This window comes from Nostoc sp., from assembly GCF_036917615.1.
Classification (GTDB): Bacteria; Cyanobacteriota; Cyanobacteriia; order Cyanobacteriales; family Nostocaceae; genus Nostoc.
Window position 1 is genome coordinate 1 of the sequence record NZ_JBALCZ010000037.1, and the last position, 20,562, is coordinate 20,562.

17 protein-coding genes and 2 pseudogenes are annotated in these 20,562 nt (G+C 41.2%); 7 read left to right on the forward strand and 12 right to left on the reverse strand.

The annotated features are described in order from the left end of the window. Positions 1-43: 43 nt before the first annotated feature. The 4 genes from V7K85_RS13585 to V7K85_RS13600 form a co-directional block, all read right to left on the reverse strand. Complete coding sequence (locus V7K85_RS13585) at positions 44-226, reverse strand: type I restriction-modification system subunit M N-terminal domain-containing protein (protein WP_334814181.1); 183 nt, start codon at positions 224-226, stop codon at positions 44-46. Between the two features lie 288 nt (positions 227-514). Next, positions 515-1,828 carry a hypothetical protein gene (locus tag V7K85_RS13590; RefSeq protein ID WP_334814182.1) on the reverse strand — a complete coding sequence of 438 codons (1,314 nt, stop codon included), beginning with the start codon at positions 1,826-1,828 and terminating at the stop codon, positions 515-517. A 105-nt stretch (positions 1,829-1,933) separates the two neighbouring features. After that, complete coding sequence (locus tag V7K85_RS13595; protein WP_334814183.1) at positions 1,934-2,218, reverse strand: helix-turn-helix domain-containing protein; 285 nt, start codon at positions 2,216-2,218, stop codon at positions 1,934-1,936. Continuing rightward, positions 2,211-2,522, reverse strand: coding sequence for a hypothetical protein (locus V7K85_RS13600; RefSeq protein ID WP_334814184.1), 312 nt, complete (start codon positions 2,520-2,522; stop codon positions 2,211-2,213). The genes V7K85_RS13595 and V7K85_RS13600 overlap by 8 nt, the downstream gene beginning before the upstream one ends. 67 nt (positions 2,523-2,589) lie before the next feature. Between V7K85_RS13600 and V7K85_RS13605 the strand changes: the two genes are divergently transcribed. Next, entirely contained in the window at positions 2,590-2,880 is a 291-nt protein-coding gene (locus tag V7K85_RS13605) for a helix-turn-helix domain-containing protein (protein WP_442940583.1), read from the forward strand. 474 nt (positions 2,881-3,354) lie between these two features. On the opposite strand, the gene cas5 is transcribed toward V7K85_RS13605, so the two are convergent. From cas5 to cas6, 4 genes are read right to left on the reverse strand one after another with little or no spacing between them, the layout of a single operon-like run. After that, positions 3,355-3,993: a type I-MYXAN CRISPR-associated protein Cas5/Cmx5/DevS gene (gene cas5, locus V7K85_RS13610; protein ID WP_334814185.1), complete on the reverse strand. Its 639-nt coding sequence runs from the start codon at positions 3,991-3,993 to the stop codon at positions 3,355-3,357. Next, the gene (locus V7K85_RS13615) at positions 3,990-4,958 is read right to left on the reverse strand and encodes a CRISPR-associated protein (protein ID WP_334814186.1); all 969 of its coding nucleotides are present in this window, start codon (positions 4,956-4,958) and stop codon (positions 3,990-3,992) included. The genes cas5 and V7K85_RS13615 overlap by 4 nt, the downstream gene beginning before the upstream one ends. Then, on the reverse strand, positions 4,936-6,513 hold the full coding sequence (gene cas8a1, locus V7K85_RS13620) for a type I-MYXAN CRISPR-associated Cas8a1/Cmx1 (RefSeq protein WP_334814187.1): 1,578 nt from the start codon (positions 6,511-6,513) through the stop codon (positions 4,936-4,938). The genes V7K85_RS13615 and cas8a1 overlap by 23 nt, the downstream gene beginning before the upstream one ends. A gap of 2 nt (positions 6,514-6,515) precedes the next feature. After that, positions 6,516-7,178 carry a type I-MYXAN CRISPR-associated protein Cas6/Cmx6 gene (gene cas6, locus V7K85_RS13625; RefSeq protein ID WP_334814188.1) on the reverse strand — a complete coding sequence of 221 codons (663 nt, stop codon included), beginning with the start codon at positions 7,176-7,178 and terminating at the stop codon, positions 6,516-6,518. Positions 7,179-7,750: 572 nt separating this feature from the next. Between cas6 and V7K85_RS13630 the strand changes: the two genes are divergently transcribed. The 3 genes and pseudogenes from V7K85_RS13630 to brxC all read left to right on the forward strand — a co-directional run bounded on the left by V7K85_RS13630 (position 7,751) and on the right by brxC (position 12,624). After that, positions 7,751-8,203 (forward strand): MerR family transcriptional regulator, encoded by a 453-nt coding sequence (locus tag V7K85_RS13630; protein ID WP_334814189.1) that lies wholly within the window; start codon positions 7,751-7,753, stop codon positions 8,201-8,203. A 288-nt stretch (positions 8,204-8,491) separates the two neighbouring features. Continuing rightward, complete coding sequence (locus tag V7K85_RS13635; RefSeq protein ID WP_334814190.1) at positions 8,492-9,085, forward strand: DUF1788 domain-containing protein; 594 nt, start codon at positions 8,492-8,494, stop codon at positions 9,083-9,085. Continuing rightward, positions 9,082-12,624 (forward strand): annotated as a pseudogene (gene brxC / locus V7K85_RS13640) (BREX system P-loop protein BrxC). Before V7K85_RS13635 ends, brxC begins: the two are co-directional and overlap by 4 nt. 28 nt (positions 12,625-12,652) lie before the next feature. On the opposite strand, the gene V7K85_RS13645 reads toward brxC, so the two are convergent. Both V7K85_RS13645 and V7K85_RS13650 read right to left on the reverse strand, forming a co-directional pair. Next, the gene (locus V7K85_RS13645; protein ID WP_334814191.1) at positions 12,653-12,991 is read right to left on the reverse strand and encodes a type II toxin-antitoxin system PemK/MazF family toxin; all 339 of its coding nucleotides are present in this window, start codon (positions 12,989-12,991) and stop codon (positions 12,653-12,655) included. Continuing rightward, positions 12,978-13,202, reverse strand: coding sequence for a ribbon-helix-helix domain-containing protein (locus tag V7K85_RS13650; protein ID WP_334814192.1), 225 nt, complete (start codon positions 13,200-13,202; stop codon positions 12,978-12,980). The genes V7K85_RS13645 and V7K85_RS13650 overlap by 14 nt, the downstream gene beginning before the upstream one ends. Positions 13,203-13,368: 166 nt before the next feature. Between V7K85_RS13650 and pglX the strand changes: the two genes are divergently transcribed. Further along, a complete protein-coding gene (gene pglX, locus V7K85_RS13655; RefSeq protein ID WP_334814193.1) occupies positions 13,369-16,656 on the forward strand; it encodes a BREX-1 system adenine-specific DNA-methyltransferase PglX in 3,288 nt (1,095 codons plus the stop codon). 55 nt (positions 16,657-16,711) lie between these two features. Here the strand turns inward: pglX and V7K85_RS13660 are convergent, their stop codons facing one another. Then, positions 16,712-16,954, reverse strand: coding sequence for a XisI protein (locus V7K85_RS13660; RefSeq protein ID WP_334814194.1), 243 nt, complete (start codon positions 16,952-16,954; stop codon positions 16,712-16,714). A 3-nt stretch (positions 16,955-16,957) separates the two neighbouring features. Further along, positions 16,958-17,086: a hypothetical protein gene (locus tag V7K85_RS13665; protein ID WP_334814195.1), complete on the reverse strand. Its 129-nt coding sequence runs from the start codon at positions 17,084-17,086 to the stop codon at positions 16,958-16,960. A gap of 52 nt (positions 17,087-17,138) precedes the next feature. Between V7K85_RS13665 and V7K85_RS13670 the strand changes: the two are divergent. Both V7K85_RS13670 and pglZ read left to right on the forward strand, forming a co-directional pair. Next, positions 17,139-17,921, forward strand: a pseudogene (locus V7K85_RS13670) (Rpn family recombination-promoting nuclease/putative transposase). Beyond that, entirely contained in the window at positions 17,918-20,482 is a 2,565-nt protein-coding gene (pglZ, locus tag V7K85_RS13675; protein WP_334814196.1) for a BREX-1 system phosphatase PglZ type A, read from the forward strand. Before V7K85_RS13670 ends, pglZ begins: the two are co-directional and overlap by 4 nt. Positions 20,483-20,562 lie beyond the last annotated feature (80 nt).

Genomic DNA, 20,562 nt, shown 5'->3' on the forward strand with positions numbered 1-20,562 from the left:
GTTTAATATCAAAGATTGTTCATACTTTTGCTAAGTCTCTGATTCACTCAGCCCTGCTGGGTCTTTTTGCATGGCTTAGTCTAAACTCCAGTAAGTACTTATAGAAAATAAACCCTAAGCAGTAATCCCGAAACTCATCAGCATTCATCTTGCCCCGTAGCGAATCGGCAATATTCCAAAGCTGAGTTTCTAATTTTTTCTTTTGTCCGTTTTGTCCGTTCGTCATTTATCTCTGGTACTGGGCGATCGCTAGCACCGCCAAGAAGTGGTGTCTAAGCAACGTATAGACTAACACACAAGATGATTCGTTTGTACAGTGCGTAAGTCCTAGAATTATTAATGCTCTGGAAAAATCCTTCTATGGCACTGGCGGTAAGGCTGGCAAAGATGAGCATGGCTATAGCTATTTCGATCTGATATGCGATCGCGCCATCAATTTTTGTGAAAGCTGAATTAAAAAATCCTGGGTGCGTTATTGGGTGAGAAATATTGCAGGAGTATGCTAGCTAAACTGTTAGCCAGTACTTTCACTTGGAACAAAACTCAGGGCTTGCTCAATTGATTTCAGTGCTGATTGAATATCTGTACTTAGTGCATCTGCCTCAGCTTTAATCACAGACACACCCTTCCCAACTTCCGTCAGAGATTTTTTGATAGTTCTGATTCGTCCCAAAGCTGTGCGGATTTGCTGAATCTGTTGTTCAACAGCAGTCACATCCAGTTCTGATTCAAAGCTACGCAATTTATTTAACCTTTGCTGGATCACTAAAAAGCGGATAGCAATGATTAAAAATGGATGAGTTGTGGCAATCCAATAACCGGACTCAGAAACTCCCTCTGCCCAATCACCGATTTCCTGGGCTAATCCCTCGCGAGAATAACTTAAAAATATTGCCGAATTTGCAGAACGCCGCATCATTGCTGACTGTAAATGTTGAGTGATTGCTTGGCGACCAAAAGGTTTTGAGGGTCGTTTCCTAGCTTCAATCACTATTGACAGTTCAATTACAGCTAACGATTTACTGGTGAACTTTACCAGAATATCGCCAGTGTCTCCATCACGACCAATATGCTCCACCTCTACCCCACTCAATTTTGACCAATTTCGCAGTTCGACAACAACTGATTCTTCATAGTTGATGCCTTTTGCAGTTGTCTGCGAAAGTACTTGTTGTGTCACCTGTTGATCTCGAATTTCCCTGGTCAGTTTTTCCACTTGTTCGGTTAATGGTTTGACAGACTCAGAAACCACATTTTTAACTGCCGCAGCCAGAGTACCATTTTCCTTAGTGGCATTTATTAATGCTGCTTTAAATGCGCCTTGAATGGAATCAGAGCGTTTAGCATCTAATAGTTGACGTAATGAAGAGAGAAAGCGGCCAACCACAGAAGTTTCTCTGGCGGGGTCAATTTCGTGTGTAAGCAAAGTACTAACGTTATTCAGTTTTTCAGTGAGGACAGCTGAAGTCAGATTAATTTGATTTTGTAGTGGAGCTAATAATTGTCCATTGTCTGTCCCGACTTGATTAATTAATTCCTGCTGGAAAGACTCAGCAATTATTTTGACTGCTTGCTGAAACTCCATTAGTAAAGATTCCATCTGCTGCTTAATTAATTCATTGCCATGACGAGTTTGAGCAGTTTGCAAGCAAAGAAATCCTAACTCAAAAGCATCCCGGCAAATATCCTCGCATTCTGACTGGGGAAATTGTTGTAAATAGCTGATTGCATTTTTGAGAGGGATTGCCATGCGATGAATCAGGACATGGCTTTGGGTCAATTCAATACTGGAGGGCAGGTAATAGGAATCATTGGTCGAGCGGTTCATGGAACAGTGGGTAGGCTGGTGACGATAAATTGCACCCTACTACCTATTTTTTATGTCAGTCAAGGTGATGGAGAAAAGTTTTGTCAATTTGCAAAAACTGAAGGATTAATTCGGGTGTTGAGGATTATGCCACTGTTCCAAGAGAGGGCTAATTACTTCGGCATTGGCGAAAAGGAAATCAGCCACAGCCATAATTCTCTGGTAAGGTAATCCAGCTTCTCTGCGGCTGGCTTGTCCACCCAACCAGTGATAAGCTGTCGATTTAGAGATGGGACAGATTTTTGCTAATTCTTCGTAACCCAATCCCCAACGATTGCTAAAGTCTTGGGGGGACATGAACATTTGGTTATGCAGTTCTAGCAACTGCTGATGTTGTTGAGCTTCAGACATGATTGCCCTGAAGCCTTTCCAAGGATGAGTTATCCAGGGGTTCGATATCTTCCTCGAAAGCGAAGTCGCAGGTGCAAATTTCATGAGATGGACTGCGCTCGTCTAAAAGAACCAAGTAATGTAAGCCAGTGGCAATGCAACTGGCTTGTTGGGCATATATGACTCCAATAACGCGACCATAATCACCGTTGGGTACTTGAAACCAGCGCACCCATTCACCGAGACGAAATCTCTGGTGGGGTAATTCGCTGGGAATTACTTCTGGCATCGCTACTAGCGGAATCTGAGGAAATTTATTCGTCATATTTATTGCGGATAGCGTTGCACCAATATTTTAAAATTAACATATAGTGTGCAAAACTAAATTCATTGTGTATAGATTAATTGTCTACACTCCCTCACGATGGTTCTGTGAGGCAAAAAACCAAGATCCAGATATTAAATATCGCTTTGGCAAAGCTATTAGACGGCGACGACGAGAATTAGACCTTTCTCAAGAAGAGTTAGCTGAAAGGGCTGGTCTTCATCGCAATTACATTTCCAGTATCGAAACAGGGACTCGTAATCCTTCACTAAAAAATATAGAAAAGCTTGCACAGGCGCTGAACATATCTATTTCTGCTTTTTTTGCAGATTATGGTATTGAAGCAGAGAGTGAGTAATAACTGGAATTTTTGAACTTTCTAGCACACGATCGCCTTTATCGGCAGCCTCTGGGAAACATTTTTCACGAGTAAGAGCGATGCTCAACGACCGGCTCAGGTAAGACTACGGCGGTGAACGAGCAACGCGTAACGGCATAAAGCCACGAATCACACTTTCTCAGTTAATCGATCCGGGATCGGATTTATCTTGAGCAACGCCTAACGGCATAAAGCCACGAATCACAGCAAAGTTAAAAACTCTTAACTGAGGAAGGTTCATTTCCAATCTTACAAGTACTTTCCAGATCGAGAAACCAAAAACATACAACTTACCAAAGTTTCCCTTACTTTCAGCCCCTCAAACCCAGTGTCGATAAACTTTCCCAAAAATGGCAAGCACCTTTTTTCTTATCTCAATTACCATATCCCTTACCGTGTAAACCTTCCTACCATTCTTTGATCCTAAATTTCCTTTCCCATAAGAGATACTTGTCAAATTGGAGATTGAATCATCGTCCACGCCAAATCAGGAGGTGGTGAGCTTGACATTTCCTCAATCCGATACCTCAAAAATCGGGTATTTCTTGACCCCACATGGTCAACCCAATAGGGTAAGGTTAACCTGCCTCGATTATCTCTAATCGCCCACTGTCTCACTCCCTCTAGATAATCTTGCGAGACAAGTTTGATCGTTTTAATCAACTGGTCACTTTCTCCCAAAAATAAACAACCAAACCGTCTTACTAGCTCAGGATGGTCAAACGCCAACTGTATCCTCTCCCTTAAACTTGGTTGTATCTTTTCCTCGTCAGAACGAACCCAAATCAAGCACTTCAGATTAGACAAAATTTCTTGATAACAGGGAATAAGATTCTCTGGATGGCTAAAATCAGCATTCTTAAACCGTCTCATTTGACGCAAAATTTGTGACTTTTTGGGGCTAGATAACATCGCGATCGCCAATTCTACCCCACAGTGGCGATAGACATTCGTTTCCCCTACCAAAGATAACAACATCCCATACACTGTCGCTGGAGGAGGGACAGGATAGGTTTTTCCCATTTCCCTTGCATGGGACTCCCGAAAAGTCGTAAATGGAACATCCAAATAGAGAATTAATGGTGCAATCATTTTGATTCTTCCAAGCCCAAATCTCTTTTAATGACTGTTTTCAAAGCTTCAATCATTTCATTTCGATTACGATAAATATGCGCTTTCTTAAAAGGGGAACTTTCAAAATTATCCAATTGCTGTAACTCCTTAACAATTGTTCCCCCAATCCACAATTTACTAGGGTCAATCTGTCCGCATTCCACTTCATCTATAAACTCTTGTGAAAGTTTTGCTTCCTTACTCTTAGGATCGCAATATTCAAAGCAATAGGAAATATATGAAGCAAAATGATTTGTCCATTGAAATACCAAACTATCGGGACAGAAAGGATAATTAAAAATATTACTACTCCCTCCTACCTTGGGTAGATTCATAATCCCATCTATCAGAGGTAAAATCCGCGAAAAATCTTTGAGATGAGTGACATCAATTCCAAAATAATATTGATATCTAGTTGCATGATATTCTGTAAAATGGAGAGATGTGCTATCCTTTTCTCTGCCACTTTTTGTCCCTAATTTGACTGCACCATCATAAGGCGTTAGCGAAATAGCCATATTCATCCCTAAAGCACCTATTCGCTGATTAGGAGTGCTGACTTTTGTTTGTTTCTTTTTTCTCTTTGTTGTTGAAGTCTCGTCCTCTGTCTCAGCAGACTCTAATAAAGCAAATCCAAAAATATCATCATCATAAAATTGTTCTGGATCGAAATCTTCACTTGTTAACCGATTAATATGTTCGTCCTCATTCCAAACTCGATTAACTAAGTAACCTTGCTTTTGAAGATAAAAACGTAACGCCCAACGAATTGCACTTGAACCTACAAAAGAATGAATTTTACCATTCCAATAGCCTTTTTGCAGAATAGTCTTATTTCCTCGTCTAATGTCATGATTTAAGGATGCTAAACCATAACGAGTGAGGACTGTTCCGTAAAGATAATAATTTGGGATATTATTGTCATTCTTTTTCTGACTCATCATTCACTTCTTCTAAGTTTTGATTGTTTGGGAATGAATTATCATCACTATTGGTGGATTTATCTTTGGGTTTATAACTGGCGATCGCTAACAATGACCAAATTCTTAGTTCTTGCCAAGGTGATTTTTTAATTAGTAGTGCAATCTCTTCCTGATGCTCATTAAAATACTTATTTAATCCCCCTCTTACTAAAAAGTCTGACAAATATTCCTTGAATGACAACTCATCATAACAATAGTTTAGCTCTGCCCTTAATCGTTCAACTTTCTTTTTAATTGGAGGATCTTTTCCTTCCTTTGCTTTGGCATACATTTTAGCAAAGTTGCCCTTCATAGCTTGCTGAAATACCTTAATAAAAATAATATACCGCTTGTCTTCTTCACTATTCTCTGCCATTATGATGAATCCTTCTCGATTGTAAAATAACTGGTTAAATAAATATCCTTTTGAATCCTCTATCACCAATTTTTCCCAAAAATTAGACCACCAATGGATTCCTTTCACTAAATTATCAGCAATCAGGGAGCGAATCGGATTGACCTTAATAAAAATTTGCTTATATTTAATTATCTGATAATTAGTTTTAAAGTATTTTTGCACCTCTTGATAAGTGATTAAAATATTCTTATCAATTTTAATTTCCTCTATACTTATCAATGTCCGTTGACGAGAAGCTTTATTTGTTTTTTCGTATAACCAAACTTGACAAGCTTGATAGTAGCCCACTTCAGGCTGAATATCGTCTAAGCTGTAATAAAGTAATCCTGCTTCCCCAAGGCTACTAACATGAAACTGTTTAGTTTCTAATTGCTGTAATCCCCATCTCCTTTGAGAAGCCTCTTCAAAATCCTTTATTTCTGGAATCACCACCAAGTAGCGATGGGGTTTCCTTTCTTTTAAGTCTTCTGATGGTATATGAAGTAAGCAATAATGACAAACTACTGGTACAAATAATAATGCTAAGGCGTATTCAGGTTTTTCTTCTATTTTTGTAGTATTCTGCGTCCGAGCATGACGAACAATTCCCCCTAAATATAACCAACTGGTTATTCGAAGATAATCATGCCTGAGTTGTTGGGTATCTGCCTCGCATAATTTCTCTGCAAAAGTTTGATGTGCGTACCAAGTTAGAGATTTGTATTGATACTCAACTTTTTTTTCTTCAGCCTTTAGTTCAGTATTAACTATCTCTCCCGCCTGATAAAATTGATTATGACGCAGAAAAACAGCGCACATTCCCTTATGAATATGGACTTTCTGACTTAAATCTATTGCATTATTCTCTAATCCTGCTAAATGAATTAAACCTGTATTATCTATTTGAAAAGACTCCTTAATTAACCAAGATAAGGCGACGAAATCACTTCCTTCCCAGAATAATTCAATAGTATCAGCAGTCAAAACCCATGATATATGTCCTCCGCGTTGAGGAGATGAGGGATATTGCTTTTCTAATCGCTTTAAAGTCATGTAAAGTCCCGTCATACCGACACGGTGCATTATTGTCGTATCCGCAGCATCGAGAGATAGGGAAATTTTGGTTTGGGTAGCAACCATGTTTAGGTTTCCTCTTCTTCCTTGCTGCGAGTTGCTGGGACAAATATTCCACACATCATCTTTCGTTTCCCGCCAATGCCCTGTTCTTGCAAGGTTAGGGAATCTTCAGGATTGAGTTCACTGATTTTTACGCCAAATCCTCTAATTTTAAACTGTTTCCCTTCTTTATTGATGGTTAATTGTCTTCGTTGAGGTGTTCCATCTTGTCGGGTAAGAAGTTCAATTTTTCCTTTTATTCCTAAATTATCCAGTTGCCGTTGAACAGCTTCAATAAAATTATTAGAGTCTTGGAACCCTTTAATTATCACTAATCTCGAATAGACACTTTCTGAAGAAATTAATGGTTTGTAGTCAGGAATATCTAGTTGATAAAAATTTTGGCCTATATGAAAGGCTTGACCCGCTAAATAAGGATAAATTAAAGGAATTTGTTGATGATAAATCCGAATTTTCAGACGAGATTGAGCAGTTAGTTCAAGCAAATTGTTCCTGGTAGGTATTCCAGCAATCGGATGAATCCCAATAGACTTTAGTTCGTGAAGGCTAGGACAAATACTGGACAAAGCACTGTAGATAACATAACCATTATCAAGAGGAATCGTTGCGCCTCTTAGCTTAAACGTTAAGTCTACATATTCCTCACTTTGAATTAATATGGCTGCCATAGATGGAAATTTTGAGAAAAATTTAAAGATGTCAGAGCTTGTTTAATACATCAACATCCTCTTGTGCAAAATTGTCCTCATTGTCATCGCCAACTACTTTAGTTAGGCTGGCAATCCAGTTTAGGCTATTGTTCGCAATGTTCTCAGTGGTTAGGAGGAGCTTCTAATACTCCAGTAGTTACTCAGAACAGATGGATAGCCGAAAGTTTCTATCCCATACCAGCATAAACCGCTTCTGCTCCATTCTAAAAAAATCCGGCGCTTTCCTGCTTTCTGTGCTTGATTGGACTCACGGCAAGCTTATCCTCCCAATTTGGACTGGCGGCAAAGTTATGCTTCCAAACTGTCAATTTCATCCAAAATTAGCTGACGCTAGAATGAGGGTTATAGTGTTGTTGACGGCAAAGTTATGATTCCAGTAGCGGCAAAGTTATGGGTAAAGTCACATGATTCACTGGCAATAAGACGGCACTGGATAGTAATCTGACTCATAAAAATAAAATACTATATAAATACATTGTGTATTCTTAAAAAATTTAAATTTAAAAAATTGCTTCTGTAGGATGATTTCTATGGAAGAAAAATTCTACACAAGCACAGAAGCTGCTGAAATTACTAATTGTTCCCGTCGTCAATTACAGTATTGGCGAGATAAAGATGTTGTTATACCAACTGTGAATACTACAGGTAAGGGACGTAATGTTTACTACTCCGTAGCTGACCTGTTGACGCTAACTGTGATGCATTATTTATTGTCTGTTGGCTTAAGCTTTGAAGTTTGCCGGGAAGCTTTGGCTATGTTGCAAGATAAAGAGCCTTGGCTGTTTGAGGAATTTGTGTCTAAAAAAAAGATGAGGCGACTGATGCTGATATCTAACGCCTCTCAGCAAAAGTATTTAACATTAGCAGAATTTGATAAAGAGGCAGCGCTAGAAGCTCTTTGTCAAGGGCAGACTGTAATTCCTTTTTGGAGCGATCGCATTCACGAAGTCTTACACCAAAACCTCAAACGCTTTAGCGAGTAATATTAAGTACTATTACATCGCATAAGGATACTTGGGATTCAGTAACATTACGCTTTACCCAGAATCTGAAAAGGCCTAAACCTCTCTCAAAACTCAACTACAGCAGATCAAGCCTGTTGACATCTAGAAAAATACAATTTATTAATTGTCTAACAAAAGCCGTAAATTTACATACGGCTTGTAGCCATTTAACGATTATCCTTGATAAAAATATTGAGGATATATTTGCTTTGTATATAAATAAGCACTTGAATATAGCCAATTTAGCTGCGGGTTAATGCGGAATTTATGTCCACATTGACCATTAATCAGCGCCTTTATGCACTGCTACCAAAGCTGCAAGATGCACGCCTGCTGAGTAATCGCGGCATTGGTAACGAAATTGGCTTTTATATTTTTGATTATGACGCTGAATATGAACCACTGGTGCAGCGCTACGTCGATCGCCTGAAGCCGCAATTGACGAGTTCACCGATGCAGCTTATTTTGCTGGAAATCGACCTTTACAAGACTATTCTCGACATATTGTCAGAAAGAGGGGTACTCAAAAAAGCTCTTGAGTTAGAAGCAACTAAAGGAAATGCTGCCCTGGCTAAGACCGTTGCGCCCCTTGTCCGACCTGACCAAGTTATTGCCTACATCCAAAAAAAACTTAGGGGTGATGAACAGCTTGTAATCATGACTGGAGTTGGTGCTAGCTGGCCCCTTTTACGATCGCATAGTATTCTCAACAACCTACACCCAGTACTTGACAAAATCCCCTTAGTGATGTTTTTCCCTGGTTCTTACGATGGGCATGAACTACGCCTATTCGACACCTTTAAGGATGACAACTACTATCGGGCCTTCCCTCTGATTCCCCACCAACAACACCACTTATGAATATCGCTGAACTCTTCCAAAAGGACATTCACCGTAATATCAATGGCGTTATTAAAGTTGGGCAGAAGGACGACGAAAATATTCGTCAAGAATTGGAAGAGTATGTCGTTACCAACGAACTGGATAGGCACTTTCGGACATTTTTTGAACGCTACACCAATGCCCTAAGCAATCCTACGGATAAAATTGGTGTATGGATTTCTGGATTTTTTGGCTCAGGGAAATCTCACTTTTTGAAGATTCTGTCATACCTATTGGCTAATCATCAACTGGAAACTAGCCGCGCCTTGGATTACTTTGATGAAAAACGCATACCTGACCCGATGTTGCAAGCCTTGATAGCACAGGCGGCACATAGTTCTTGCGATGTGATTTTATTCAATATTGACTCCAAAGCTGATGCCAATAATAAAAACCATAAAGAAAGCATTACCAAAGTCTTTCAAAAGGTATTTGACGAGCATTTGGGGTACTTTGGGACGGTTCTTCCCATTGCTGAGTTTGAACGTCAACTAGATCGCCAAGGTAAATATGCAGCTTTTCAACAAGCTTTCTTGGCAGAGAGTGGCTTGGAATGGAAGGAAAACCGAGATGCTTGGGGTTTTCATCAAGATGCGATCGCTAATGCATTACAAACTAGCACGGGTATGAGTGCAGAAGCGGCTAACCGCTTACTGGATTTCAGCGAACAAAATTATACTCTGAGTCCAGAAAAGTTTGCTGGCATGGTAAAGCAGTATCTGGATAGTAAAGGGCCGCAACATCGCCTAATTTTTATGGTGGATGAGGTAGGACAGTATATCGGTGAAGACAGCAAACTGATGCTGAACCTACAGACTGTTGTGGAAGATTTAGGTACTTACTGTTTGGGAAAAGCTTGGGTGGTGGTGACATCCCAAGAGGCAATGGATGAGATTACCAAAAACAAGATTAAAGGCGAGGATTTTTCTAAGATTATTGGTCGTTTTTATCGCCCACTGAATTTGTCTTCTGCTAATACCGATGAGGTAATTAAGTTACGTCTGCTGGGCAAAACTGATGCGGCGCAGGCTGGGTTGGAAGCTTTGTATAGCCAGAAGATTGCTATTCTGAGAAACCAAATTGCTTTTACTCAGGACAGTGCCGATATGCCGGGATATGGCAATCCTCAAGATTTCTTTACCGCCTATCCCTTTATTCCCTATCAGTTTAATCTGTTACAAAAGGTTTTTACTCAAATTCGCCTCATGGGTTCTGCTGGCAAGCACCTGGCATCAGGAGAGCGATCGCTATTAGATGCTTTTCAGGTTGCATCCCAAGCGGTAGCCGGAGAACCCCTTGGTGTGCTGGTTCCGTTTCACACCTTTTACATGGCAGTAGAAGGCTTTTTGGATAGTTCGATCAACCAAGTTATTATTCAGGCAGGTCGCAATCCGCAACTACATTCTTTTGACATTGACCTATTGAAGACCCTATTCATGGTCAAGTATCTGAAAGAAATTCGGGCTAATTTGGATAACTTAACTACTCTTAGCTTAAGTAATATTGACCAGGATAAACTAGCTTTGCGGCAGCAGGTAGAAGCAGCTTTGGGGCGGTTGTAACGTCAAACTCTTATCCAGCGTAATGGCGATGAATATATTTTCTTGACCCATGAGGAGCAAGATATTGGCAGAGAAATCAAAAATACTCAAGTTGATTCAATCAAAGTTCTCAAAGAATTGCAACAGCTTGTCTGGGATTCAATTTTTACTGACAAGGAACTGCGATACAGACAGCGTCATAAGTATCCATTTAACCGCAAGCTGGATGAACAAACTTTTGGGCAGCAAACTAACGACCTAACCTTGCATATTGTTACCCCTTATGCCGAAAGTTACACGGCTATGCAGGATGATGCTTTCTGCATTGGCACTACGGGATCTCGTTATGAAGTTTTGGTGAGATTGCCTGATAACCAGCGTCTACTGGATGATCTCAATATTTTAATCAAAACAGACGAGTACTTGCGTCTGAAAAATAGCAGCAACCTCAGTCCTAGTATCCAGAGAATTTTAATTGCACGGGGAGACGAGAATAGCAAACGCCGTCAGGAATTGAAAGTTATCCTAGAGGATTTGATTACTCGTGCTGATGTATTTGCCTGTGGTAGCAAGTTAGAAATTCGCAGTCGAGACACTAAAAGCTTGCTGAATGAAGGTTTGAGCTATTTGGTAGGTAATGTGTATCAAAAGCTCGGTTACGTGGCTAGTGGTTTTGAAAACGAAGATCACGTAAGCAATGCCCTAACTCGTGAAAGTCAAGAACAAGATATTAACGGACAGCCTGTTAATGTGGCTGCTCATAGTGAAATGCGAGCTTGGTTAATGGAAGAAACCCGCCTTCGCCGCCTTGTCAGTATTAAGGCATTGATAGATAAGTTTGCAGTCCGTCCTTATGGGTGGTCGGAATTCGACACTTTGGGGGTAATGGCGGAACTTGCTAACAAGCGTGTAATAGAACTGCGACACGCTCAAGGCAACGTTAATCTGCATCATAAAGGATTAGTAATGCAGTTGCGATCGCGCAAAGAAATAGATAAATATACCGTCCGCCTTACCGATGAAATTAACCCAGCAAACTTGAAGATTGCCAAAGATATGGCCAGCGACTTACTCAATGGCAATATGTCTAGCGATCCACAGTTGCTATTTGAAGAATACAAAAAGGCTCTAACAAAACGCTCTCAAGAACTAGAAGGTTGGTTAATCCAAGCAGAAGGTGGGCTTCCCTTTGCTGAATTACTGCGTACTAACTTAGATTTGCTGGCTGAATTGTTAACCAAGGACAGTGCGGCTAAGTTTTTCGACACATTTCGTCAGCGACGGGATGATATAGAAGAATTTATCGAAGATGTGCAAAAGCTACAATCCTTCTTCAGCACACAAATTAAGCTGTTCCAGCAAGCTTATAATGACCTGAAAACTTTAGAACCAGAACTACGCCATATTAGTGACCCAGATTTGCTCAGGCGGGTGGATTTAGTTAAGCAAATTTTGGCGATGTCTGACCCCACTGCGAAGATTCCAGAATTAGCAATGTTACTCCTACCTGTCAAAGATAAGGTGCAGGAAGCGCTAAAAACTCAAATTTATCAGGTAGAGAGTAAAAGCAAGGCAATGCGGGAGAAACTAACTGAGTATGTGACTTCCGCTCACCAAGACATTTCTGCACAGCTTGACCTCAGCAATATCATTCAAGACATCGATAAAGTTGTCACCTCAGTTAACCAGGTAACAAGTATCGATTCTGCGATCGCACGTCAGAGTGAACTAGAAAACATCCTCCCACAATTGCTGGAAAAAGTAGATCGGCAAGCCAATGAAATCATCGAGCGTCAATCGAGCAATGGCAGTTATAGTACAGCAACGTTTATCAAATCTATCGTATCGGTGCAGGTAGCGAGAGTTGCAACTAAGCCGCTACTGGAAACACCCCAAGATGTTGATGTTTATCTAGAGGCTTTGCGGAATACTCTACTGGATAAGATTCACCAAAATCATCGCGTCCGTCTTGAATAAATCTGGCGGGGCGGCTCTCCTATTTTGTCTACCCCAAGCCTAAATGCAACTTGAGAGCAGCATCAACTAATTGCATCAAATCCTGATTCAAACAACCTACCCCATCTCCTAAAATGCGCTGCTTTGAAATCGTGCGTACCTGCTGCGCTTGTACCTTAGAAGGCTTAAATAAACCACTCTCCTCTGGATTCAATAAAACCTCAAAAGGATAAACACGACTGACGTTAGAGGTAATCGGTAAAATTGTCACCGTACTAGCCGCACTGTTATTCGCATCATTACTGACAATCAGTACAGGTCGGCGTTTATCCATTTCTGACCCTACTACTGGACTGAGATTAGCATAATAAATTTCACCACGTTTCATTAGTTAACCCATCCCCTACCGTCAAATCCCAATCTGGGTCAACTTCCGCCGAAGCTTGGCGGTAAGCTTGCTCTAATTCCTGATACCGCAGTAACTCCAGTGCTAACTCAATGACTTGGGAGCGAGATTTACACCCCTTTGTCACTTTGTAATTCTCAATAAACTGCATCAAAGATGCTGGTAAGGAAATGGATAGTTTTTCCGATGACATGGTATTACTATATAGTAATTATATTTTTCTTACTTTATAGTAGTAAAAAAAGTAGGAAATTAACTTAAATCCTGAAACTCAGTTAAAACGCGGTGGTTATCAAGGTGTTAGTCCGTTAAAACTGACTTGGACTAACTTCCCCAAAATTGATTGCGGGGTGGTTGATGTGAAAAACTACCAATTCTCTATCACCTCAATGAACCGCACCGCTATTAAAAACTTCGCAATTTGGGCGCGTCGCTACTTACGGGAACAAGTAAAAGCCCGTGCCGCCCAGTATGGGATTACTGACAAAAGCATCATACAATCCCAAGCTGTTACAGGTGGGTTGTTAGTGGCAGGTCAAACTTTGAATGCAATAGAAGCAAACCAGTATGAACAACTGCGAAATCATCTGCAAGACTTAACGCTAACTTCCAGCCAACCCCAGGCGGTAGATGCGCTGATAGATGAAATTGCCTATACCTGGTTTAACCGTTTGGCGGCGTTGCGGTTTATGGAGGTGAATGGATATATCGGGCGGGTGTTGAGTAGTAGCGACTCCAATTTGGTAGACCCTGATTTGTTACGGGATGCTAGTTCTATTGCCGAAATGGGGGATTTACCTGGACTTGACTTGGATACTCTCAATGAGTGGCGCAGTTTTGCCAATCATGATCCTAATCCCGATGAGTTTCTCTACCGCCGTCTGCTGTTAGCTCAGTGTAAAGCTTTGGCAGAGGGAATTCCGGCACTGTTTGACCCTCGCCAGAATTACCAAGCGCTGTTTTTACCTGGAAATCTCTTGAATCAGGATTCAATTGTACGGCGGCTGGTAAAGGAGATTCCAGAGGAGGACTGGCAGAATATTGAAGTAGTGGGTTGGCTGTATCAGTTCTACATTTCAGAACGCAAGGATGAGGTGATTGGGGCAAAGTCGAAGGTTGCAGCCGCAGATATTCCGGCGCTAATTTTGACGCACAATTTGTATGGTTTAGATATTGATGAACGTGCAGCGCAGTTGGCAAGTTTTGCGGTATTGATGAAAGCACGGGCGAAGAATTCGCGGATTTTGCGGAAATCTCTGGCTTTAAATATTATGGCGGTGCGTCCTACCCATAGTCAGACTTTACCACCTGCTACAGAATTAAATACTGAAGATTGGCAACCGTTAATTGAGGCTTTTAAGGATGCAGATAATTTGGGAAGTTTGATTACGCCGCCAGCGTTTGATAGTGAGAAGTTGAAATGGCAATTAAATAATTTAGAGGCGAGTGATTCGCTATTTCGGGAGTGTGTTCCGGCTTTACAAGCATTATTGTTACAGGCAGAGTTGTTGAGGAATAAGTATTGGGTTGTGGTTGCGAATCCACCTTATATGGGAAGTAAAAGTTTAAATGATATTTTAAGAAGTTTTGCTAATCAAAATTATCCTGATTCAAAGTCAGATGCTTTCTCTATATTTATTGAGCGTTTTTTAAATATGAGTTTACAAAACGGATTCATTGGCTTCATGACACCATTTACTTGGATGTATTTAAGTTCTTATAAGAAATTGCGTAGACGTATATTAAGTGAAAATACAATAACCAGCCTGATTAGACCGGAATATCATGCTTTTTTTGATTCAGCATTTGTACCAATATGTGCTTTTACTCTGTTGAATAAAGCTTTACCTGAATATCAAGGAACTTTTATTGACCTTAATAAATTTTATGGTGCTGATTTGCAACCAATTAAGGTTTTAGAAGCAATCAAAAATCCTAATTGTGGATATCTGTACTATGCAAAGGCGGCTGATTTTGCAAAGATTCCGGGGAGTGCGATCGCTTATTGGGCTACTCAAAAAATATTAAATATTTTTGAAAATTCTCTACCACTTGGGAATATTGCTAATCCAGTAGTCGGGCTTCAAACTGGTAATAATGAGAGATTTTTACGTAGGTGGTTTGAAATAGCTTGTCAAAATATTGATTTTGGTATAAGTAATCAGAAAAAATCTGAAGAAAGATGGTTTCCCTATAATAAAGATGGAGAATTTAAAAAATGGTATGGGAATCAAGAATGGGTTGTTAATTGGGAAAATAATGGGTTTGAAATCAAAATATTTGGAACTGAAACAGGAGGCAAATTACGTTCTCGCCCTCAAAATACTAATACTTATTTTAAGGAAAGCATTAGTTGGTCTAAGGTAACTATGGGTAGTTTTTGTTTACGCTACTTTCCACAAGGATTTATTTATGATGTTGCTGGATGTTCAATTTTTGCTCAAAATAATGCAACTCTTAAAATAATTGCAGGGATTCTAAATTCAAAACTCTCTAAACCTATCCTTGCTGAATTTGCATCTACACTTAACTATGAGGTTGGGCAAGTTTCCAAGGTTCCCATAATAAAAGAGTGGGAACGTTATATAGAAGTAGCTGAAAATTTAAGTGATAAATGTATTAATATCTCGAAATTCGACTGGGACAACTTTGAAACCTCCTGGGACTTCCAAACCCACCCCCTATTACGCCACAACACCAAACACCTCAGCGAAGCCTTCAACATTTGGCAAAGCAAATCAGAAACCGCCTTCCGCGAACTCCAACAACTCGAAGAAGAAAATAACCGCTACTGGATAGAAGCATACGGCTTACAAGACGAACTCACCCCAGAAGTACCCGACGACCAAATCACCATCCGCCGCGCCGACTTAAACAAAGATATCCGTTCCCTCATCTCCTACGCCGTCGGCTGTATCATGGGGCGCTACTCCCTCGACAAACCCGGACTCATCCACGCCGGACAACCTTTTGACCCCACCCTACACCAAACCTTAAGCGCCAGCAGTGATGCAATTATTCCCATCACAGACCAAGCATACTTTGATAACGATATCGTTACCCGCTTCATAGAATTTCTGCGAATCGCCTACAGTCCCGAAACCCTTAGCGAAAACCTCAACTTCATCGCCAACGCCCTCACCCTCAAAAACGGCGAAAGCGCCCAAGAACGCATCCGCCGCTACTTTCTGCAAGAATTCATTTCTGATCACATTCAAACTTATAAAAAACGCCCCATTTACTGGCTGTTTACCAGTGGAAAAAAACGAGCTTTTGGCGCATTACTATATTTACACCGTTACAGCGAAGATGCTCTTGCTCGTATCCGCACCGATTATGTTTTGGAATTGCAAGTCAAACTAGATGGGGAAATTGCCAGGGCGCAACAACAGCTAGATAATACCACTTCTAGCGCCGCCAAAAAAGCTGCCACAAACCGCCTGAAAGAACTGCAAGCCCAACAGCTAGAACTGAGAGATTACCAAGCCAAGCTGCAAACCCAAGCCGATGCGCGAATTAATCTTGACCTTGATGATGGTGTAGCGTACAACTACACGCGCTTCAAAGGTTTAGTTTATGAAGGTGCAGATTTAAAAATTGCTGACTTAGAAAAAGCCTCGCAGTGGAAAAGGGAACTGTTGAAATAATTCGTAATTCGTAATTCGTAATTAACAATAAATCATAGTTATTTACCATGCCTCTTTAGGCTGTAGCAAATTCTGTGAAACCTCTTTTACTAGGATGATGGAAGCCTAAAACAATATCGCTTTTGGGTATTCCGGCTGATAACAAATCATCAACAACGCATAAATTAGTTGCATCTTCTTCCACCCAAATTTTGCCGTTCTTAATGCAGAAATACATGATAATATGCTGTATCTGCTTTTTGCCATCCCAGCCAAATCGAAACCAAATATATTGATCTCTTTCTTCATCAAAAGCCAAGCGTTAGCGTAGCTTACCGTAGGTATCGCTTGCTTCAACTTCCCTAAAGCTGATAAATTTAGTATTAACCATTTCGTAATATTCAGTCAATATCTTCTTGATCAAACTACGATATTTTTCTAGCTTATCCATTGCTGAATTTCCTCCTTTCGTACATTACAGCGTTCTTTGAGAAAATATTTTCATGTTTGATAATTTGTGTAAGTTTCTTGTCGAAAGCTTTCCCAGCGACTTCGCCACTTGGTTGTTAGGTGAACCAATAACCCTAACTGAATTAAGTCCCAAAGAACTATCCCTAGAACCAATTCGTGCCGATGCGCTCATCCTACAGCAATCTGATGAAATAGTCTTGCATATCGAGTTTCAAACTCAACCAGATAAAAATATACCTTTTCGGATGACAGACTACCGTTTGCGGGTGTATCGTCGCTTTCCTCACAAGCGGATGATTCAAGTAGTAATTTATTTACAAAAAACTGATTCAGAACTCGTTAGGCAAACTACATTTACTCTTGAAGAAACATCTCATCGCTTCCAAGTAATTCGCCTATGGGAGCAACCAAAAGAAATATTTTTGCAAACTTCCGGTTTACTTCCATTTGCAGTTTTAAGCAATACAAATAGTAAAACTAATACTTTACAATAAGTCGCAACATTAATTGACAATATCACCGATAAACGGACTCAAAGTAATCTTGCTACATGTGCATTTATCCTGGCTGGGCTAGTATTAGAAGAAGAAGTGATTCAGCGTTTGCTGCAAAGAGATATTATGCGTGAGTCAGTAACTTATCAATCATTATTAGCCGAAGGTCGAGCGGAAGGTCGAGACGAAGGTATTCGACGTGTTGCTATCAATATGTTAAAAGAGGGGATGTCTATCGAAGTAGTTGCAAAAGTGACTGGTTTAACAGTTGAACAGGTGCAACAATTGCAAATTGCCGAAACAGAAAAGCCAACAGAATGAACACCACTCGTATCCAAAACACCCTAGAAACCCTCTTCCAAGATTCAGCCCGTTGGTTGCACCCAGGACGGAGGGTGGTGTTTTGGTACGACCCCGAACAACAATTTACCAGCAGTTTCAATGAACTCCAACTCGAAGGCGTAGAAAAACTCCAACTCGCTGATACTGCCTTTACTGTCAAATATCACCTGCTAGTCGAGCAACCTAATCAAACTTTTCTACTGTACGCCCCCTTTCCCGAACCTGCGCCCCAAGAAAACTGGCTTCTAGACATCCAAAAAAGCGGTTTAACCTTCTCTGCTGACCCTGCCGCCCTCATCTATGCAGATTTAGGATTGCGATCGCGCCGCCTCGAAATTGTCATCCGAGAACATGATAAATTCTTTAAAAGCCGCAAACGGACAGAAGCCCTGCAAGCAATGGGTATTTCCCCGGACAGCGACGAACGGGGATTACTCCTGGCTATGCTTTCCGTCCTCGCAGGCTTAAAAGTACCCGATGCAGGGACGCTGATTCGGCGGGTACTGCTGGACGGTTTATTAGAGTCGGATAACGTCCTCTGGTCTGATATTGAGCGTTTTATCTCTCCTGAAGCTTTCTGGGAAGTAGCCCAGGAACACACGGACTTTCATAAGCAAAATCCCAGTTTAAACAAGTTATTCGTGCAGTTGCTAATCACCCATTTTGCTAAATCTCTGCACGATACCATCCCGCCCCAGCTAGCAAACCAAGTTATCACTCCTGGACAACGAGCTTATGCTTTTATCGACCAGTGGATGCGCGACCAGCAGGATTCTCTAGGCTGGAAGATCCTCAGCAGTGAGGTAGCAGAACAATTACATATATTTGACGCTATAGAGAATTTAGAGCCGGAAGTTTTATTTGAAGCAGCCAGTTTCGAGGTGGTGGATAAGGTATTAATCCGTACCTGCGTTAAAACACTGCAAATGCAAATGGGGCAACAAATAACGGAATTGACACCCTGGCGAACTTGGTTACAGGCACGTCATACCCTGATTTGGTTCCCCCAGTATGAGAAAATTTATCAAGCATTAGAAGCTGCGATCGCTTTGTTGGAATTTAAGCAGCAGTATCCAGAAGGATTCCGCCAGCCAGCCCCACTTCTCTTCAAAGCCTACGCCAGCGATTTACACTCCTTTGACAAAGCTTACCGCCACTTTATCGTCAAGAGCGATGATGCCCAAGGGGATATCCTCAAGGGTTTAATTGACGATGTGGAAAATTTATACACCCAATGGTTCTTAGATGGTCTAGGAGAAGCTTGGTCTGATGCCCTTAGTAACAACTGGGAATTAGAGGGTATAGCATCCCAAACTAGATTTTTTGGTAGGCACGTATTCCCAATTTTAGAACGGAGCGATCGCGAAAAAGTATTTGTGATTATCTCCGATGCTTTGCGCTATGAAGTCGCCAGCGAACTCGAAGAAGTAATTAAAAAAGAAGTTCGGGGTGAAACCAGCCTAGAGGCACAATTGGGAGTTTTACCCAGCGTGACACGGTTGGGTATGGCAGCACTTCTTCCAGGGTCAAAACTAGAACTGATACCAGGTGATGATGATGTCCGACTGGATGGGCTTAGTACTAAAGGAGCATTAGCAAGGCAAAAGGTACTAAACCAAAATAGTCGAGTAGAAGCTACAGTACTTAGTGCCAAAGACCTGCTAGAGATGAATACTGACGAAGGACGGGCTGCTGTGCAACCTTATCGCCTAATCTACATTTATCACAACGTCATTGATGCGGTCGGCGATCAGGCATCCAGCGAACGTCAAGTACTATCAGCTTGCGGAACAGCAATTAGCGAACTGCTACGGCTGGTAAAGAAAATTTGTAATTCTATCAATGGTACAAACGTTATCATCACCGCAGACCACGGTTTTTTATACCAACGTTGCCCCATTCAAGAGGCAGACAAGCGACCCCTACCAACTGGTGAAGCAGTACTGGAAAGCAAACGCCGCTACCTGCTAGCACGAGAACAGTTGAATGACTCAACCTTACTGCACTTTAGCCTGCCCTATACAGAAAATGGCACAGTTGCGATCGTACCTCGTGGTAGTTTACGCTTTGCCGTCCAAGGTGCAGGAGCGCAGTTTGTCCACGGCGGGGCATCTCTCCAAGAAGTATGCGTACCAGTCATCACCTATCATCACCAACGGGCGGTTAAAGGAGACGAAGGCCCAGCCCGGAAAGTAAGGGTACAGGTAAGTGCCAGAGTTCGGCGGGTAACGAATAATCGTTTTACGTTGACATTAGTACAAAGTGATGCAGTTGAGGGGAGATGGCGATCGCGTCAAATTACAGTTGCTTTCTATGATCCCCAAACTAATACACCGATAACAGATGTGCGAGGAGCAAACTTAAGCAGCACTAGCCCACATCCGAGCGATCGAGAAATTAGCTTAAGGTTGACCGTAACTACTGCTAATCCCCCTAGTAGCGTCTATTTAATAGTTAAGGATGCAGACGATGAGAGTGAATTGCTCCGAGAAACCTGGGCAGTTAGTTTAGGAATTGCTAACGACTTTGGAGATTTCTGAGCCAATATAGTCACAAGATTTTAGATGTTGGATTATTAACCAACTGACTTCAATCATCTCAGAATAATCACCAGCAGTTC

Coding starts and splice junctions, on each gene's coding strand:
- V7K85_RS13665 (WP_334814195.1), bottom strand. CDS start 17,086: ATGGATAAGCTAGAAAAATATCGTAGTTTGATCAAGAAGATATTGACT.
- cas5 (WP_334814185.1), bottom strand. CDS start 3,993: ATGATTGCACCATTAATTCTCTATTTGGATGTTCCATTTACGACTTTT.
- cas8a1 (WP_334814187.1), bottom strand. CDS start 6,513: ATGGTTGCTACCCAAACCAAAATTTCCCTATCTCTCGATGCTGCGGAT.
- cas6 (WP_334814188.1), bottom strand. CDS start 7,178: ATGGCAGCCATATTAATTCAAAGTGAGGAATATGTAGACTTAACGTTT.
- V7K85_RS13650 (WP_334814192.1), bottom strand. CDS start 13,202: ATGTCATCGGAAAAACTATCCATTTCCTTACCAGCATCTTTGATGCAG.
- pglZ (WP_334814196.1), top strand. CDS start 17,918: ATGAACACCACTCGTATCCAAAACACCCTAGAAACCCTCTTCCAAGAT.
- V7K85_RS13615 (WP_334814186.1), bottom strand. CDS start 4,958: ATGATGAGTCAGAAAAAGAATGACAATAATATCCCAAATTATTATCTT.
- V7K85_RS13590 (WP_334814182.1), bottom strand. CDS start 1,828: ATGAACCGCTCGACCAATGATTCCTATTACCTGCCCTCCAGTATTGAA.
- V7K85_RS13585 (WP_334814181.1), bottom strand. CDS start 226: ATGACGAACGGACAAAACGGACAAAAGAAAAAATTAGAAACTCAGCTT.
- V7K85_RS13635 (WP_334814190.1), top strand. CDS start 8,492: ATGTCCACATTGACCATTAATCAGCGCCTTTATGCACTGCTACCAAAG.
- V7K85_RS13630 (WP_334814189.1), top strand. CDS start 7,751: ATGGAAGAAAAATTCTACACAAGCACAGAAGCTGCTGAAATTACTAAT.
- V7K85_RS13600 (WP_334814184.1), bottom strand. CDS start 2,522: ATGACGAATAAATTTCCTCAGATTCCGCTAGTAGCGATGCCAGAAGTA.
- V7K85_RS13645 (WP_334814191.1), bottom strand. CDS start 12,991: ATGAAACGTGGTGAAATTTATTATGCTAATCTCAGTCCAGTAGTAGGG.
- V7K85_RS13595 (WP_334814183.1), bottom strand. CDS start 2,218: ATGTCTGAAGCTCAACAACATCAGCAGTTGCTAGAACTGCATAACCAA.